Origin of the sequence: Comamonas sp. UBA7840 (assembly GCF_002501455.1) — a bacterium.
In the GTDB taxonomy this organism is placed as follows: Bacteria; Pseudomonadota; Gammaproteobacteria; order Burkholderiales; family Burkholderiaceae_C; genus Comamonas; species Comamonas jiangduensis.
In genome coordinates this window covers 38,409-53,112 of the sequence record NZ_DLTI01000026.1, presented here as the reverse complement: position 1 = coordinate 53,112, position 14,704 = coordinate 38,409, and the positions used below count along the sequence as shown (strand labels likewise).

The 14,704-nt window shown below is 60.1% G+C and carries 14 protein-coding genes; 2 read left to right on the top strand and 12 right to left on the bottom strand.

Features of this window, described 5'->3' with window-relative positions:
• Positions 1–41: 41 nt before the first annotated feature.
• A complete protein-coding gene (locus B3R00_RS09615; protein ID WP_286998825.1) occupies positions 42–1,118 on the top strand; it encodes a DUF697 domain-containing protein in 1,077 nt (358 codons plus the stop codon).
• 107 nt (positions 1,119–1,225) lie between these two features.
• Positions 1,226–1,585: a hypothetical protein gene (locus tag B3R00_RS09610; protein WP_286998824.1), complete on the top strand. Its 360-nt coding sequence runs from the start codon at positions 1,226–1,228 to the stop codon at positions 1,583–1,585.
• A 485-nt stretch (positions 1,586–2,070) separates the two neighbouring features.
• Here B3R00_RS09610 and uraH read toward each other — a convergent pair whose 3' ends face one another.
• From uraH to B3R00_RS09550, 12 genes are all read right to left on the bottom strand, one after another.
• Positions 2,071–2,484 (bottom strand): hydroxyisourate hydrolase, encoded by a 414-nt coding sequence (gene uraH, locus B3R00_RS09605; protein ID WP_286998823.1) that lies wholly within the window; start codon positions 2,482–2,484, stop codon positions 2,071–2,073.
• Positions 2,485–2,537: 53 nt separating this feature from the next.
• Positions 2,538–2,942 carry a GlcG/HbpS family heme-binding protein gene (locus B3R00_RS09600; RefSeq protein WP_286998822.1) on the bottom strand — a complete coding sequence of 135 codons (405 nt, stop codon included), beginning with the start codon at positions 2,940–2,942 and terminating at the stop codon, positions 2,538–2,540.
• Between the two features lie 1,024 nt (positions 2,943–3,966).
• Entirely contained in the window at positions 3,967–4,317 is a 351-nt protein-coding gene (gene arsC / locus B3R00_RS09595; RefSeq protein ID WP_286998821.1) for an arsenate reductase (glutaredoxin), read from the bottom strand.
• A 26-nt stretch (positions 4,318–4,343) separates the two neighbouring features.
• Entirely contained in the window at positions 4,344–4,745 is a 402-nt protein-coding gene (locus tag B3R00_RS09590; RefSeq protein WP_286998820.1) for a DUF423 domain-containing protein, read from the bottom strand.
• A 51-nt stretch (positions 4,746–4,796) separates the two neighbouring features.
• Positions 4,797–6,290, bottom strand: a complete 1,494-nt coding sequence (locus B3R00_RS09585) for a dihydrolipoyl dehydrogenase (protein WP_286998819.1) — start codon at positions 6,288–6,290, stop codon at positions 4,797–4,799.
• 21 nt (positions 6,291–6,311) lie between these two features.
• On the bottom strand, positions 6,312–7,112 hold the full coding sequence (locus B3R00_RS09580) for a lysophospholipid acyltransferase family protein (RefSeq protein ID WP_286998818.1): 801 nt from the start codon (positions 7,110–7,112) through the stop codon (positions 6,312–6,314).
• A 63-nt stretch (positions 7,113–7,175) separates the two neighbouring features.
• On the bottom strand, positions 7,176–8,471 hold the full coding sequence (locus B3R00_RS09575; protein WP_286998817.1) for a dihydroorotase: 1,296 nt from the start codon (positions 8,469–8,471) through the stop codon (positions 7,176–7,178).
• Between the two features lie 61 nt (positions 8,472–8,532).
• On the bottom strand, positions 8,533–9,495 hold the full coding sequence (locus tag B3R00_RS09570; RefSeq protein ID WP_219162711.1) for an aspartate carbamoyltransferase catalytic subunit: 963 nt from the start codon (positions 9,493–9,495) through the stop codon (positions 8,533–8,535).
• A gap of 1 nt (position 9,496) precedes the next feature.
• Positions 9,497–10,006 (bottom strand): bifunctional pyr operon transcriptional regulator/uracil phosphoribosyltransferase PyrR, encoded by a 510-nt coding sequence (pyrR, locus tag B3R00_RS09565; RefSeq protein WP_286998816.1) that lies wholly within the window; start codon positions 10,004–10,006, stop codon positions 9,497–9,499.
• Positions 10,003–10,455: a Holliday junction resolvase RuvX gene (gene ruvX / locus B3R00_RS09560; RefSeq protein WP_219162713.1), complete on the bottom strand. Its 453-nt coding sequence runs from the start codon at positions 10,453–10,455 to the stop codon at positions 10,003–10,005. The genes pyrR and ruvX overlap by 4 nt, the downstream gene beginning before the upstream one ends.
• Positions 10,452–11,051 carry a YqgE/AlgH family protein gene (locus tag B3R00_RS09555; protein WP_286998974.1) on the bottom strand — a complete coding sequence of 200 codons (600 nt, stop codon included), beginning with the start codon at positions 11,049–11,051 and terminating at the stop codon, positions 10,452–10,454. The genes ruvX and B3R00_RS09555 overlap by 4 nt, the downstream gene beginning before the upstream one ends.
• Positions 11,052–11,245: 194 nt before the next feature.
• Positions 11,246–14,704 (bottom strand): response regulator (locus tag B3R00_RS09550; protein ID WP_286998815.1); only part of this gene is annotated, 3,459 nt, incomplete at its 5' end.

The window sequence follows — 14,704 nt, the reverse complement described above, 5'->3', positions numbered from 1 at the left end:
GGCACACTGGGTGCCGTTGTGCTTTTCAGAGGATGTTGCCCATGTCACGCTTGACCACCCGTTTGCTGCAGCTTGCCACAGCCGCCTTTGTGATCTGGAGCGGTGTGTTTGCGGTGGCCATGGTCAGTCAGTTGGCCGATGCCGCAGACCGCTTGCACGCGGGTGCGGGCCAGCCCGTGTTCTGGAGCTTGCTCACCCTGCTGGCACTGACGGTGGCTGTGCCCACCCTCATGCTGTGGCGCATGCCTGCAGCGCTGCGTTACCCGCAAGATGCAGATCTGCATGCGGTGGCCGCCTATACGCAGCGCCTGCGCACCCACTTGGCGCGCAACCCGCGCTTGGCTGGCCAGCCGCTGCACACCGCGCAAGATATCGAAGCCGCTTTGACGCTGCTGCGCAGCGCAGCGGAAGCCGAAACCCAACGCAGTGCTACCAGCGTGCTGGTCAGCACCGCACTGCTGCAAAACGGCAGGCTGGATGGGCTGGTGGTGCTGATCAGCCAAATCCAGCTGGTCTGGCGCATTGCACGCATTTATGGCTTGCGCCCCTCACTGCGCCAGATGTCTTACCTGTACGGCAATGTGGGCGCCTGCGTGCTGGTGGCCTATGGGATGGAAGAAGTGGATTTTGCAGCGCTGACCGCCCCGATTGTGCAGGCCGCAGCGCCCTCCACCATGGGCAGCGTGCCGGGGCTGGGTGGCATGGGCGCGCTGCTCACCAACAGCCTGGCCAGTGGCGCAGCGAATGCTTTTTTGACCTTGCGCGTGGGTCTGGTGGCTGACGCCTATTGCGCACCACAGCAGCAGCCCGACCGCACCACCATCCGCACCAGCGCCACGCGCCGCGCTGCGCAACTGTTGGGCCGCATCGTCAAAGACAGCAGCACACAAGTCAGCCAGGCCGTGTACCAACGCCTCAAGCACAGCGTGGTCAGCACCGCGCAGGCAGCGGCAGGCAGTGTGAAACAAGCCAGCCGCAGTGTGGGCGGCGCTACGCAGTCTGTCTATCAGGCCACGGCACACCGCCTCAACCAAGGCGTGCAGCAGGTCAAAGGCTCTACCAGCGCCGCCACCCAGCGTTTGCAGCAATCCAAACCGCAAGATCCACCAGGTCAATAAGCATGTTTTTTGCCTTTCACGCCTATCCAGCAAGCGCTGAAAGCTATGGTTTTATTTCTGGATAGCTGCACTTGAAAGGTGCACCTGCTGGGCCTAGCATGCCAGCCATGAAACAACTGCTGCGCCCCTTGATTGCTGGCTGCACCGCTCTAGGGCTGTGTGCTTTCACTTTGTCTTTTGCAGCCTACGGGCAAGAGGTATACCGCTGCGGCAGCAGCTACAGCGATGCGCCGTGTGCAGGTGGCAAGGCGGTGTCGACCGAACCTCTGGTGGAAGTGCATCCCTCGGCAACGCAGCCCCGCCGCGCCAACACCCAAGGCCCCCGCAATGCTTACCAGCAGCAGCGCCACGAAGAACGCGCATGGGATCGCATGGAACGCGAACTGGACAAAGCCCAGGCCGAATCGCCGCCCCAGCGCAGTACCAACAACCGCCGACAGTGTGAAGCCAAGCAACAGCGCATTTAGAAAATCGATGAACTGGCACGCAAAGGCGGCAGCGTTCAGCAGATGGAGCGCCTGCGCGAAGAACGCCAAAAAGCACGCGACTGGCAATTCCGGGCAGGCTGTTAAGCAACAGATCCCTACAGCCTGTGCAAAGCGTGGCGAGGCCCCCATGTGCGTACTGCTGGATGCCAATGCCACACATGGCTCTGCGCCCATCCAACAACAGGCACGGGCTACCTCCTCGCTGACGGTGTACTGGCACCAGCGCGCTTGGCACTGTTCCTAGCAGTTTTGCGGAGTGGGGCTGCAGACGGAAGAAGGGCCGCGAAGCACGGGTGCTTCGCGGCCCTATCACCTTATAGACACTACATGGCGCTGTCCGCTGCAGTCACTTGAAAAATTCAAATCACTGGTTGCTATTGCAACGTGATTGGGGTGAAGCCGCGATTGCTGTACAGATCGTCGCTGCGATTTACCGCACCCAGTGCCCGCTCGCCAAACTGCAATCAGTTGCCGCGGTAACTAGAGAAGCCGTAAGGGCTCAGCAGCAGGGGAATGTGGTAGTGAGGCACCGACCCATCAGCCTTGAAGATCACGGGGATTTCTGGGAAGAAGGTCGAAGTCTTGTGTTTGTTGAACCACTCCTCCGTCTGGAAGGTTACGCGATAGTTACCCTTTTCCATGATGGATTCGGAGGGGTAGAGCGCAGGAATGCGGCCTTGCTCATTGGTGACACCTTCACTGATTTGCACCCACTTGTTATCGACCTTCTTTTCCAGCGTCACGTTGACACCCGCCGAGGGCAGGCCGTCTTGCAAGTTCAGTACGTGCACGCTCAAGGGGTTCGATGCAGCCAGTGCAGAGGTAGCGATGGCTGCATTCAGCAGCAGGCCGCCGATAAGGAGTTTGGTTTTTTGCATGGAAGTTCCTAAGGATTGAGGTGTTGAAGAGAAAACGAAACTCAGAAAAACAATTACTTGGAAGTGCCCAGCACTTTGTCGATGGCTTCCAAAGCACAGCCTTCGTCAATGACGGAGCCGCCTGCACCACCCACACCGATAGCGCCGATGACTTCACTGCCCACTTTCACGGGCACGCCGCCGCCGATCAGCAAGAGGTTCTCAATCGTGTTCAGGTTGCTGGATTCAGGGTTCTTGCGTGCGTTTTCCGCAAAAATGCGCGAAGGCGTCTTGGTGGAAAGCGCGGTGAATGCCTTCTTGATAGCTGCATCGGTGTTATGCGGCCCAACACTGTCATCGCGCTGCAAAGACAGCAGATGACCACCACGGTCAATCACAGCAGCCACAGCAGAGCGGCCTTGAGCGTGGCATGCCGACATCGTTGCCTCCACCAAAGCATTTGCCAAATTGAGAGACATATTGCTTTGATTCAGTGGAGCAGGCGACGCAGCAAACGCATGGGCTGAAGTTAGGAGAAAAAGACCACAAACTGATTTAATGGAGCGCAATCGCATGGGTTCATCCTGTATCGAAGTCGTTGAGCGAACAGGGATAATTTAGTCCACACACGATGACACCAAGATTGCACGTTCATTACATTTTTTTCATGTTGCTCTAGCTATTTTCTGATTTTATATTTTTATAAAAAATTTATACTCCCATATTTTTATTTAAATAAATATATCAATTCTTTCAAAGAAGGCTTTCAAGAGGAATTTCCAACCTAAGTGAGCAACTCGCTAATCGCTGAACAAAATCCATAAATTGCTAACTTTCTCAGCCAATATAATTAAAATTTCGAAGGGAATTAATACCGGATTTATAGCGTACTGCCGTGCTACAAAAAATCTATATCAGCTAACGGTGAGATTTTAAAATATGTGATGATATTTTCTAGCACTTGAAAATTTTTATATTTAACGTGCTTTAAATAAAATTTACATATTCTTTAAGTTTTTTAATTATTAAAATTCATTGAATATAATCAATCAATATAAAAACAAGAAAAATTAAAATATCCTTATTAAAAAAATTATTTATTCTTCTTGGAAAAGAAATATAGCTTAATACAACTTGGTTCATCAACCAGCAGTCTTCCGGCCATAAAGGGCCGCTGCGTCAATCACGTTAGGCTTGCTCCAGCCTCATTTAAGCAGGGGGAATGAGCGGCTTCCAAATGTTTCTACCGCTCTTTGCTATCAGGGACTGCAGTCATAGGGTTGGCAAGGCATAAATGCTTGGCAGCGCTGGGCCTGCACATGACTTCACCCCTCGCTTTGCCCACTCAAAAACTTGGAAAACCTTCAAAAGAAAAGCTACCAGCGCTTGTCTGGCCTTGTTTTCCAGCACTTTTCTATCTGAAAACATTATTTAACAAGCGCTGGCAGCTATTTTTTTAAATACACCGGTATCGTCTGTGCGGTCTATCTTTTGACTGTGGTTTTACAGCAGCTCCTGCACCGTCTCTGGCGGGCGGCACAGCTTTGCGCCTTTGGGGGTCACCACAATCGGGCGGTTGAGCAGCACGGGGTGTTCGGCCACGGCCAGGATGATCTGCGCATCGCTCACTGCAGTGTTGTCCAGCCCCAGCTCCTGGTAGAGGGCTTCCTTGGTGCGCAGCAAATCACGCACGGGCACGCCGATGTGCGCCACCAGCTCTGACAGTTCGGGCGCAGTCAGCGGTGTGGCAATGTAGTCCACGATGTTGGGTTCAATCCCACGGTCACGCAGGATTTGCAGGGCACCGCGCGAGTTGCTGCAGCGGTGGTTGTGAAAGATGGTGATGTCGCTCATGGCCCAAGTTTAGAGCTTGCGTGCACTCACTCGGTGGCCGCACGCGCCGTTTGGTAGCCGCCCACGCCCAAGGCCAACCATGCCAGCATCAAGCAAGTGCCGCCCCAAGGCACGAAGGGGCGAAAGGCTTCAACACCGGTGAAAGTGCGCAGATAAATCAGACCGGCAAACAGCAACACCCCCAGCGTAAACAGCCCCCCCGCCGCACACAGCCAACGGTTGCACCTGCCTTGGAGCGCCAGAATGCCCACGCCCAGCAGTGCCAGGGCATGAAATATTTGCTGCTGCACGGCCATCTGCAACGTGTTACGCGCGGCTTCACGCGCTACAGGGTCTGCCACAAAGCCCAAACCATGCGAGGCGTACGCCGCCATGCCCACCCCCGTTGCGCCAAACAACGCGGCCAAAGGAATCCACCATTTACGCATCACCCGTGCCCTCCCAGCGCTTGCTATGCGCATCCATTATCACGCCCCACATTACGCACTTTGCAGGCTGCGGTGCATGTCCCGCAAGGCGGTGTCCATCATTTCTTCCACGGTGGGGTGGTAGTACGGCAGCTGCAACATGCCCTCCACGGTTTCGCCCCGTTGCACGGCCCAGGCCAGTTGATGGGCCAGGTGCTCGCCCCCTTCACACAGCAGGCTGGCACCCAGCAAGCGGCCCGTGCTGCGCTCGGCATACATGCGCAGCACATGGTGTGGCGCTTGCATGATTTTGGAGCGCCCGCTGCCCTTGCCGGTCACGGTGCCAATCACCGCATCTGCGGGCAGGCGATCAAAGCGGGTGCCCACCTCGGCAATATCCGGGTCGCTGAACACAATCGACATGGGGGTGGTGCGGTGGCGCTCAGCAATGTTGGGCCAATCCCCATCACCCAGCGCGCGCAAGGCTTGCTGCGCTGCCAGTGTGCCTTCGTGGCCGGCTTCATGCATCAGCGCAGGGCCGGGCGCGGAATCTCCCGCCAAAAACACCATGCTGCCAGCACAGCGCAAGCTGCCGGGCTGGGCTGCGTCCATGACTGGGCGCCCTTGGTCATCCAGCTGCACACCAGCCAGAGCCATCTCCAGCCCCTGCAGGCGCGGCGCACGCCCCAGCGCTGCCAGCAGGTACTGGGCCCGGTGCTCCAGCTTGCCAGCCTGCATCCGCACGCCGTCCTCCGCCCGGGTGACCGTGATCTGCTTTTCTCCGAGTGCCATAGGAAGCTGCTGCGCAAAATAAGTGCTGGCGGCTTGGGCCACTTCAGGGTCTGCCACTTTGGCAAGCACGGCAGAGCGGCCTGCGGCCGCCACATCCACGCCCAGGCGTTGCAAGGCCACACTCATCTCCAGGCCAATCGCGCCCAGTCCCATTACCGCTACGCTGCGGGGCAGCTCGGGCAGATAAAACAGCTCATCGGTGGTGATCAAGGCGTCACCCAGCGCTGTTTGCAGGGACGCAGGTTTGATCGCTGCAGAGCCTGTCGCCACGATAAAAGCCCGTGCTTGCACGCGACGGCCATCGCTCAATGCCACGGTGTCTTGGTATACAAAGCGGGCGCTGCCAAGCAGCAAGTCTTCGGCGGCAAGCTGGTGCACCTGGCGCACATTGCCTGCCACCAGTTCATCACGAATGGCCAGCGCCTGCGTCCACAACTGCTGGGGCGTGGTGTGGCCCCCAGGCAGCGCACTGCCTGGGGGCAGCAGCGCTTGCAGCGTGCTCCAGCGTTTGGCGGCATGCAGCACGGCCTTGGACGGCATGCACCCCACGCGGGCACACGTGGTGCCTAAAGGGCCGTGATCGATCATGACCACCTTGGCACCTGCCCGGCGCGCGGTGCTGAAGGCGTGCATGCCCGCAGTGCCCGCACCGATGACGGCCACATCCGCGTGGATGGTGGAACTGCTCATAAAGTCTCCTTGGTTGCTTGCGCCACTGCGGGCGCTGAGAACATGGATCCTGAGGTTCGCAGAGATCGGGGGCAATGCGCCCACCCGCGCTGCGAAGGGACAAGCTTACTTGGCCACTGTCAGCGGCAGTGGCACAACCGGCTGGGGCGCAGCTTGCTGCACAGGTACTTGGCGCAAAGCCTGTACCCGGGCTTGCAGGTCTTGCGCCCAAGTGCGGCGATCACGGCCCTGGGCTTTTTCTGGCGTGCCGTAGCGCACCACCGCCACCAGATGGGCGGTGCCAATCGTGCGCCACAAACTGCGCAACATGGGTTCATCGGAGTAAGCCTCGCACGGCACCAGCGAGACTTGCCCGGTGCGGGCATCCATGAAGGTCAGGGCCACAGGCTGCACCGGCACGTCCGCATCGATTGCCGCTTGCAGCATATTGCCGTGAAACGGCAGCAGCTCGCGCCCTGTGCCCACGGTGCCTTCGGGGAACACCGCCAAAATATCGCCCTGCTCCAGCGCTTGCACCATGGCTTGCACAGTGCGCTGCGTGTCTCTGCGGGAGCTGCGCCGCACAAACAACGTACCTGCCGCACTGGCCAGGCGCCCCACCAAAGGCCAACGGGCAATTTCTGCTTTGGAGACGAAGCGGCAATGCTGCGCAGCATGCAGCGTGGGAATGTCGAGCCATGACTGGTGATTGGCAACCAGCAATACCGGCCCTTGCGTGACGGGCTGGCCTTCAATGCGCAATGCCACACCGGCTGCTTGCAAGAATTCATGGGCCCAGCGCTCAACCGCGCGCTGCTGGGCAAGGGCATCCAACTGGTGAAATTCGCAGCGCGCTACACGCACGCCGTGCAATGCATGACGCAGCATTTGCGCAAAACGACCTATTGCACGCCAAGTTCCAGCCATCCGGCCCCTCCTCCTTACATTGTTGCGACTACATCCCCCTCACAGCCCACTTTGCACCGCCGGTTACCGGCGCTCAAAAGCGATATGGCCATTGACCAGCGTCAGCTGCACCCGCGCGGGCAGTTCATAGCCATTGAATGGGGTGCTCTTGCCCTGGCTGACCAGCGTATCGGCAGCCACGGTCCAGGCAGCCTGCGGGTTGACGACGCACAAGTCCGCCACACCACCTTCTACCAACTGACCCAGGCTGGCCTGCAAGGTTCCCAACGCACTGCCCAGCAAGCGCGCGGGGGCCGCAGTCACCACCTCCAGCGCACGCGCCAAAGGCACGTTGCTGTCTTGCGACCATTTCACGGCCAGCGACAGCAGCAACTCCACGCCCGTAGCACCGGGTTCCGCTTCGGCAAACGGCAGCACCTTGGCGTCGTCATCCACCGGGCAGTGGTCAGACACCAGCGCATCGATGGTGCCGTCGGCCAGTGCCGCAGACAGGGCATCGCGGTCACGCTGCTGGCGCAGCACAGGCACCAGGCGCGCGCTGCTGTCGAAGTAGCCGATATCGTTTTCGGTCAGGTGCAGCGAGTTGATGGACACGTCGGCCGTCACGTTCAGGCCCTCGGCCTTGGCCTTGCGCACCAGCTCCACGCCGGCAGCACTGGACAGGCGGCACAGGTGCACGCGGGTTTGCGAGCCACGGATCAGCTCAAAAATCGTGTGCAAGGCAATCGTTTCTGCCGCCACCGATACACCCGCCAAGCCCATGCGCGTAGCCAGCGCACCGCTGGCGGCCACGCCTTTGCCCAAGTCCTTGTCCTGCGGGCGCAGCCACACGGCATAGCCGAAGGTGTTGGCATACGCCAGCGCCCGGCTGAGCGTGGTGATGCTGGACAGGGGCGTGTCCGCCTGGCCGAAGGCCACGCAGCCGGATTCGCTCAGTTCTGCCATTTCGGTCAGCACTTCGCCCTTCAAATCCTTGGTCAAAGCACCCATGGGGAACAGGCGCGACTGGTGCAGCTTCTTGGCGCGCAGCTTGAGCATTTCCACCAGACCCTGCTCATCCAGCACCGGGTCGGTATCGGGCAGGCACACCAGGCTGGTCACGCCACCGGCCACGCTGGCGGCCATTTCGGAAGCCAGCATTCCTTCGTGCTCATGGCCAGGCTCACGCAGGCGCACGGCCAGGTCGACCAGGCCGGGCAGCACCCACTGGCCGCTGGCGTCAATCACGCGCTCGGCCTCAAAACCGGCAGGCGCTGGGCCAATGGCCACCACGCGGCCATCAGCCACCGCCACATCACACACTTGGTCGAAGCCGCGTGCAGGATCAATCACGCGGCCGTTTTGAATCAAGATCTTCATGGTTTCACACCAAATTGGCCGCTAGCGCTTATTCAGCAAGCACTAACAGCTATCAAAACAATTACGCCTCGTTACCGGCGACGATGGACATTACCGCCATACGCACTGCGATCCCAAAGGTCACTTGCGACAAGATCACCGCCTGCGGGCCATCGACCACGGCAGAGTCAATTTCTACCCCGCGGTTGATCGGGCCGGGGTGCATCACGATGGCATCGGGCTTGGCCAGCTCCAGGCGCTTTTCGGTCAGGCCAAAGCTCTTGAAATACTCCTGGCTCGAAGGCAGCAGCGCGCCGCTCATGCGCTCGTTTTGCAGGCGCAGCATGATGATGACGTCACAGTCCTTGATGCCCTCTTCCAGGTTGTGGAACACACGCACGCCCATGCTGGCCAAATCGGCAGGTACCAAGGTGCGAGGGCCCACCACGCGCACTTCGGCCGCGCCCAGGGTGGTCAGCGCATGGATGTCCGAGCGCGCCACGCGCGAGTGCAGCACGTCGCCCACAATCGCCACGCGCAGGTTGGAGAAATCTTTTTTGTAGTGACGGATGGTGTACATGTCCAGCAGCCCCTGCGTGGGGTGTGCGTGACGACCGTCACCGGCATTGACCACGTGCACGTGGGGTGCCACGTGCTGAGCAATCAGATATGGCGCGCCCGACTCACTGTGGCGCACCACAAAGATGTCGGCGGCCATGGCCGACAGGTTGTCGATGGTGTCCAGCAGCGTCTCGCCCTTGCTGGCCGAGCTGCGCGCGATGTCCAGGTTGAACACGTCCGCTGACAGGCGCTTGGCCGCGATCTCGAAGGTGGTGCGGGTGCGGGTGCTGTTTTCAAAGAACAGGTTGAACACGCTCTTGCCGCGCAGCAGGGGCACTTTTTTCACTTCGCGGTCGTTCACGCTGACGAAGTTGCTGGCCGTGTCCAGGATGTGGGTCAGGATGTCCTTGGACAGACCTTCGGTGGACAGCAGGTGAATCAGCTCACCGTTCTTGTTCAGTTGGGGGTTGCGCTTGTACAGCACGTTATGCCTCTTTGACTTCAAATTGGAAGGTGCCGTCTTCTGTGCGCGCCAATGCCAGCGACTGGCTGGCGGGCAGCGCCACACGCGCGGCGGCAAATTCGGCGGCCACGGGCAGCTCACGGCCACCGCGGTCCACCAGCACGGCCAGGCGCACGCTTGCTGGGCGGCCATAGTCGTACAACTCGTTGAGGATGGCGCGCACCGTGCGGCCGGTGTAGAGCACATCGTCCAGCACCAGAATGTCGGCGCCGTTCACATCAAAGTCCAGCTGGGTCTGCACGCTTTGCGCCATGCCGCGCTGGGCGAAGTCGTCGCGGTGCAGGGCCGAGGACAGCACGCCCGGCTTGCCGGCCAAGCCCAGATCCTTATGCAGGCGCTCGGCCAGCCAGGCGCCGCCCGAGGCCACGCCGGCCAGTTGCGTGTCGGGGCCCATCAGGCTGCGCACACCGCGCAGCAGTTCCTTGTACAAGGCTTCGGCGTCCAGCACCAAAGAACCAGCGGAAAGACTCATGGAAGACTCCTCAAAAATTGCTCCAAGATGATGCAGGCCGATGCAGCATCGGCATCTTTGGCACCACCGGCCAAAGCCTCGGTGGTGCTGTAGCGCTCATCTACTTCATACACGGGCAGGTTGAAGCGGCCGCGCAACTGGCGGCCAAACTTCAGCGCACGTACGGTGTTTTCATGCGGCGCGCCGTCGGGGTGATAGGGCACGCCAATTACCAGCGCCTGCGGCTGCCATTCCTTGATCAGTTTTTCAACCGCTGCAAAGCGCGCATCCGCGCCCTCGGCCTTGATGGTGGGCAGCGGGCTGGCACCCCCAAAGACACGGTTGCCCGAGGCGCAACCGGTGCGCTTGGTGCCAAAGTCAAAGGCTAGGAACTGCTGGATGTGCGCAGGAAAATCCACGGCCTGCGCAGCAGCATTGCTGGGCCGTGTGGACGAAGTGTCGGAATTCATGCGTGTCCTGCTTCGGGTGACAGCATCCAGGGCTGCAGCCCCAGCAAGCCCATGGCTTTGTTGTAGCGCTCTTCCACGGGCGTGTCGAAGATGACTTGGGGGTCGGCATTCACGGTCAGCCAAGCGTTTTCACCCAGCTCGGACTCTAGCTGCCCCTCGCCCCAGGAGGCATAGCCCAGCGTGACCACCACACGGCGTGGGCCTGCGCCATGGGCAATCGCTTCCAGCACGTCTTTGGAGGTGGTCATCTCCAGGCCCCCGGGAATGGTCAGCGTCGAGGCGTAGGCGGACTCATCCTCCTTGGCACCTGCGATGATGATGGGGTCGTGCAGCACAAAGCCACGATCGGTTTGCACGGGGCCACCGCGCAAGACCATATCTGCTTGCAGGTCTTCGCGCCCCAGGGGCAGATCGATCTTGCTCAGCAGGGATTGCAGGCTCAGCGTGGAGGGCTTGTTGATGATCAGCCCGAGCGCGCCGCGCTCGTTGTGCTCACACAAATACACCACGCTGCGGGAAAAGGACTCATCCTCCAGACCGGGCATGGCGATCAGGAAGTGGTGCGTCAAATTGATAGGCGCAGATTCAGCGGGCATAACTGCGTATTTTAGCGACGAACCACGGCCACGCTCACACTCCCGCATTTGCCCCTGAGGGGCAGCCGCATACAACGGGAACACATAAAAAGAGAGCTGCTGGCGCTTGTTAAAAAAGGATTTCAGCATGATTCATATCTGAAAACCAATCAAAACAAGCGCCAGCAGCTCTCTTTTTTTAATACGGCAGCGTCTTAATCGTCGCTGGAAGCTCCTGCTGCAGACAGCGCTGCCGCGATCGGTGCCGCACCAGACGCCGCTGGCAAGGGCTTGCCGAGCGCATAGTGGTGCACCAGCCCCATGAGTTCTTCGTCCGAATAGGGCTTGCCCAGGTAATGGTTGGCCCCCAGTTCCATCGCATGGTCACGGTGTTTTTGCGCGATGCGCGAGGTGATCATGATGATGGGGAGCTGTTGCAGCGCTTGCTGCGCACGGATATTGCGCAGCAAGTCAAAGCCATCCATGCGCGGCATTTCAATGTCCGACAACACCACACATGGCACCTCGCCCTGCAGCTTCTCCAGCGCCTGCAGGCCATCGGCAGCCGTCACCACCCGGTAGCCTTCACGCTGCAACAAGCGCTGGGAAACGCGGCGCACGGTGATGGAGTCATCCACCACCATCACCAGAGGCACCTGGCTGGCAGCCACCAGGCCGGAGACGGGCTCCTGCGGCTGCGCTGCGCGCTGCAGCTGCTTGGCTGTTGGCTCGTCCAGCAGCGCAGGCAAGCCTTCGCCCAACTGGCGAATTTTGTCGCCATACACAGCCGTCAACGCCACGGGGTTGTAAATCAGCACCACCGCACCCGATGCCAGCACCGACATACCCGTCAGCCCCGGCAAGCGCGACATTTGCGGCCCCAAGTTCTTGACCACCACTTCCTGGTGCCCCAGCACTTCATCCACGTGCAGTGCAATGCGCTGCGATGCGCTGCGGAAAATAATCACCGGGCGGGTTTTTCCTACACCCACATCCACACTGCGCGGCGACTGGCTCCACACCGCACCGGCCCAGTAAAACGGTATGCGCTCATCGCCATCCACCAGCACACCACTGTGGTACGCAGCTTCCAGCTCCGGCAGGTGCACCCGGCGCACCATCTCCACCAAACTGGCGGGCACGCCCACCGCAAAGTCTCCCGCCCGCAGCATGACCACCTGTGTTACTGCGGTGGTCAAAGGCAACACCAGGCGGAAGGCCGAGCCCTTACCTGGTTCTGTCTCGGTTTCAATACGGCCGCCCAAGGCCTGCACTTCCGAGCGCACCACGTCCATGCCAATGCCGCGACCAGAAACATCGGTCAGTTGCTGGGCCGTGGTGAAGCCGGGCATGAACACCAGTTGCGCGGCGCGCGCCGCATCCACGGCCTCCTCGGGCGTAATCAGGCCCTGCTCCAGCGCTTTTTGGCGAATGCGCGCCACATCCAGACCTGCACCGTCGTCCTGGAAGGTCACGGCCACATCATTGCCCGCTTGCTGCACCTGGATGCTGATGGTTCCCGTCGCAGGCTTGCCCGCTTGCTGGCGCTGCGCAGGCTGTTCAATGCCGTGGTCCACGCAGTTGCGCAGCAAGTGTTCAAACGCAGGCACCATGCGCTCAAGCACGCCACGGTCCATTTCAATCGTGCCACCGGACAAGTCCAGCTTGACTTGTTTGCCCGTGTCTTTGGCCGTCAAGCGCACCACGGCATACAGACGCTCGGCAATGGAATCAAACTCCACCATGCGTGTGCGCAGCAAATCTCGCTGCAGATCACGTGCCTGGCGGCCCTGGGCAATCAAGTCGTCTTCCGCACAGGCTACGTCGCGCTGCAAATTGCGCTGCACGGTGGCAACGTCATTCACCGACTCCGCCATCATCCGTGTGAGCTCCTGCACACGCGTAAAGCGGTCAAACTCGAGCGGGTCAAAGTCGGCCCCGGCCTCTTTGGACAGTTGCATGCGCGACTGCATTTGCGACTCGGCCTGCACCTCGATATCGCGCAGTTGCTGGCGCAGTTTGTCCAAGTTTGCAGATAAATCGTTCAACGACGCTTTGATGCCACCCACCCGCTCATCCAGACGCGAGCGGGCAATCATGACCTCCCCCGCCTCGTTGATCAGGCGGTCCAGCAGTTGCGAACGCACACGCACCGTTGGTTGCGTGTGGTGGCGCACCGCCGCTGCCAGTGCGGGCTTGTACACACCCGACAGGGCTGCTGGAGCCAAGCTGGGCACGGGGTTGGACGACGGGGCAAAGGTAGCTGGGTTGTCGCTGTGCGGCACAGCAGCAGGTGCGGCGTCCGCCGCAGGCAATGTTTGCGCCGCTGCAGGTTCCACCTTGAGGGGATCGCTGTCCGCCTCGCCCAGCGCACGCAGTACGTTGAAATCGGCCTCAATGGCATCCAAGCGCACAAACAGGGGCTCAATCTGCTCTGTGGTGACGGTATCAACGTCCAGCGCTTCGAGTGCCGACTCCAGACGGTGCGCCATCTCTCCCATGTGCATGGCTCCCGCCAAACGCGCACTGCCCTTGAGGGTGTGCAGCGCACGCAGCAAGGTGCTGCGTGCTTCCAGACGCGTGGGATGCGCCCCCCACTCGCGCATGGCCGCCCCCAGCGTAGGCAGCAACTCCATGGCCTCTTCTTCGAAGATGGGGAACAAGTCAGGGTCAATGACATCAATGGCGTCGATATCATCGTCACCAGCATCCTCCAGATCCACGGTGCGGGCCATCGCTGTATCCACCGCTGCCATAGCCTCCAGCCCCGCTGAGGCTTGCGCGTCGGACTGCACGCTGGCTGCGGGCTCTACGGCACTGGCACCTGCCTCGGCATCCAAGATCCGCTGCAGCGCCTCCACCACCTCTGAAGATACCGTGGGCAAGAACCCCGCAGCAAACTGGTGCAGCACCCCACGAATTTCTTCGGCGGCACGGACAAAACATGCCACCTGATCTTTATCACCTTGGCGTTGGCTTGCCACATGCTGCAAAGCATGCTCCAGCTTGCGCGCCAGGTCTGACAGTGCGGCAAAACCGACGGTAGCAGAACTGCCCGCCAAGGAATGCGCCCAGGCACCCACCATGTCAGGCTGGGCTTCATCCAGGTTTTCTTGCCATGCCGTCAGCGCATCGAGCAAACGGTACGACCATGCCTCTGCTTCGCCCAGATAGACATTAAACAAAGGCAAGGAAATGGACAAGTCGCCCACTTGCTTCATGCCCGAAGACAGCTCTTGCGCCTCTTGTGCAGAGACCCCAGCTTGGTGCACAACCGACACTGGTTCTGCCACTTCCTCAGGCGGCGCCTGTGCTGGATCTGGCTGCGCAGCCAACTCTTCTTGCACATTCGCTGGAACCATGTCCACCGGCGCCTGAGGCTCACGGTCTGCGGGCGGCAAAATGGGGGCCGAAATGCCATCCCCCGCTGTTTGCAACAGCGCATCAAATTCCTCAAAACTGATTTCTTCCGCTTGCGGCACATCGGCTGCAGCGGCTTGCGACCACAGTGCGGCGTCTTGTGACGCCTGCTGGTCCGTGCTGGCAAGCTCCTCCAGATTGAGCGATAAGCCCGCATCTTCCACTGCCGGCGCTACGGGCAACACGGCTTCTGCTTCTGCTTCTGCTTCTGCTTCTGCTTCTGCTTCTGCTTCTGCTTCGGCTTCGGCTTCGGC

Excerpts from the sequence above, each read along its gene's own strand:
- B3R00_RS09555 (WP_286998974.1), bottom strand. The coding sequence starts at position 11,051 with ATGCCCGCTGAATCTGCGCCTATCAATTTGACGCACCACTTCCTGATC.
- ruvX (WP_219162713.1), bottom strand. The coding sequence starts at position 10,455 with ATGAATTCCGACACTTCGTCCACACGGCCCAGCAATGCTGCTGCGCAG.
- B3R00_RS09600 (WP_286998822.1), bottom strand. The coding sequence starts at position 2,942 with ATGTCTCTCAATTTGGCAAATGCTTTGGTGGAGGCAACGATGTCGGCA.
- arsC (WP_286998821.1), bottom strand. The coding sequence starts at position 4,317 with ATGAGCGACATCACCATCTTTCACAACCACCGCTGCAGCAACTCGCGC.
- B3R00_RS09580 (WP_286998818.1), bottom strand. The coding sequence starts at position 7,112 with ATGGCTGGAACTTGGCGTGCAATAGGTCGTTTTGCGCAAATGCTGCGT.
- uraH (WP_286998823.1), bottom strand. The coding sequence starts at position 2,484 with ATGCAAAAAACCAAACTCCTTATCGGCGGCCTGCTGCTGAATGCAGCC.
- B3R00_RS09575 (WP_286998817.1), bottom strand. The coding sequence starts at position 8,471 with ATGAAGATCTTGATTCAAAACGGCCGCGTGATTGATCCTGCACGCGGC.
- B3R00_RS09590 (WP_286998820.1), bottom strand. The coding sequence starts at position 4,745 with ATGCGTAAATGGTGGATTCCTTTGGCCGCGTTGTTTGGCGCAACGGGG.
- B3R00_RS09615 (WP_286998825.1), top strand. The coding sequence starts at position 42 with ATGTCACGCTTGACCACCCGTTTGCTGCAGCTTGCCACAGCCGCCTTT.
- pyrR (WP_286998816.1), bottom strand. The coding sequence starts at position 10,006 with ATGAGTCTTTCCGCTGGTTCTTTGGTGCTGGACGCCGAAGCCTTGTAC.
- B3R00_RS09610 (WP_286998824.1), top strand. The coding sequence starts at position 1,226 with ATGAAACAACTGCTGCGCCCCTTGATTGCTGGCTGCACCGCTCTAGGG.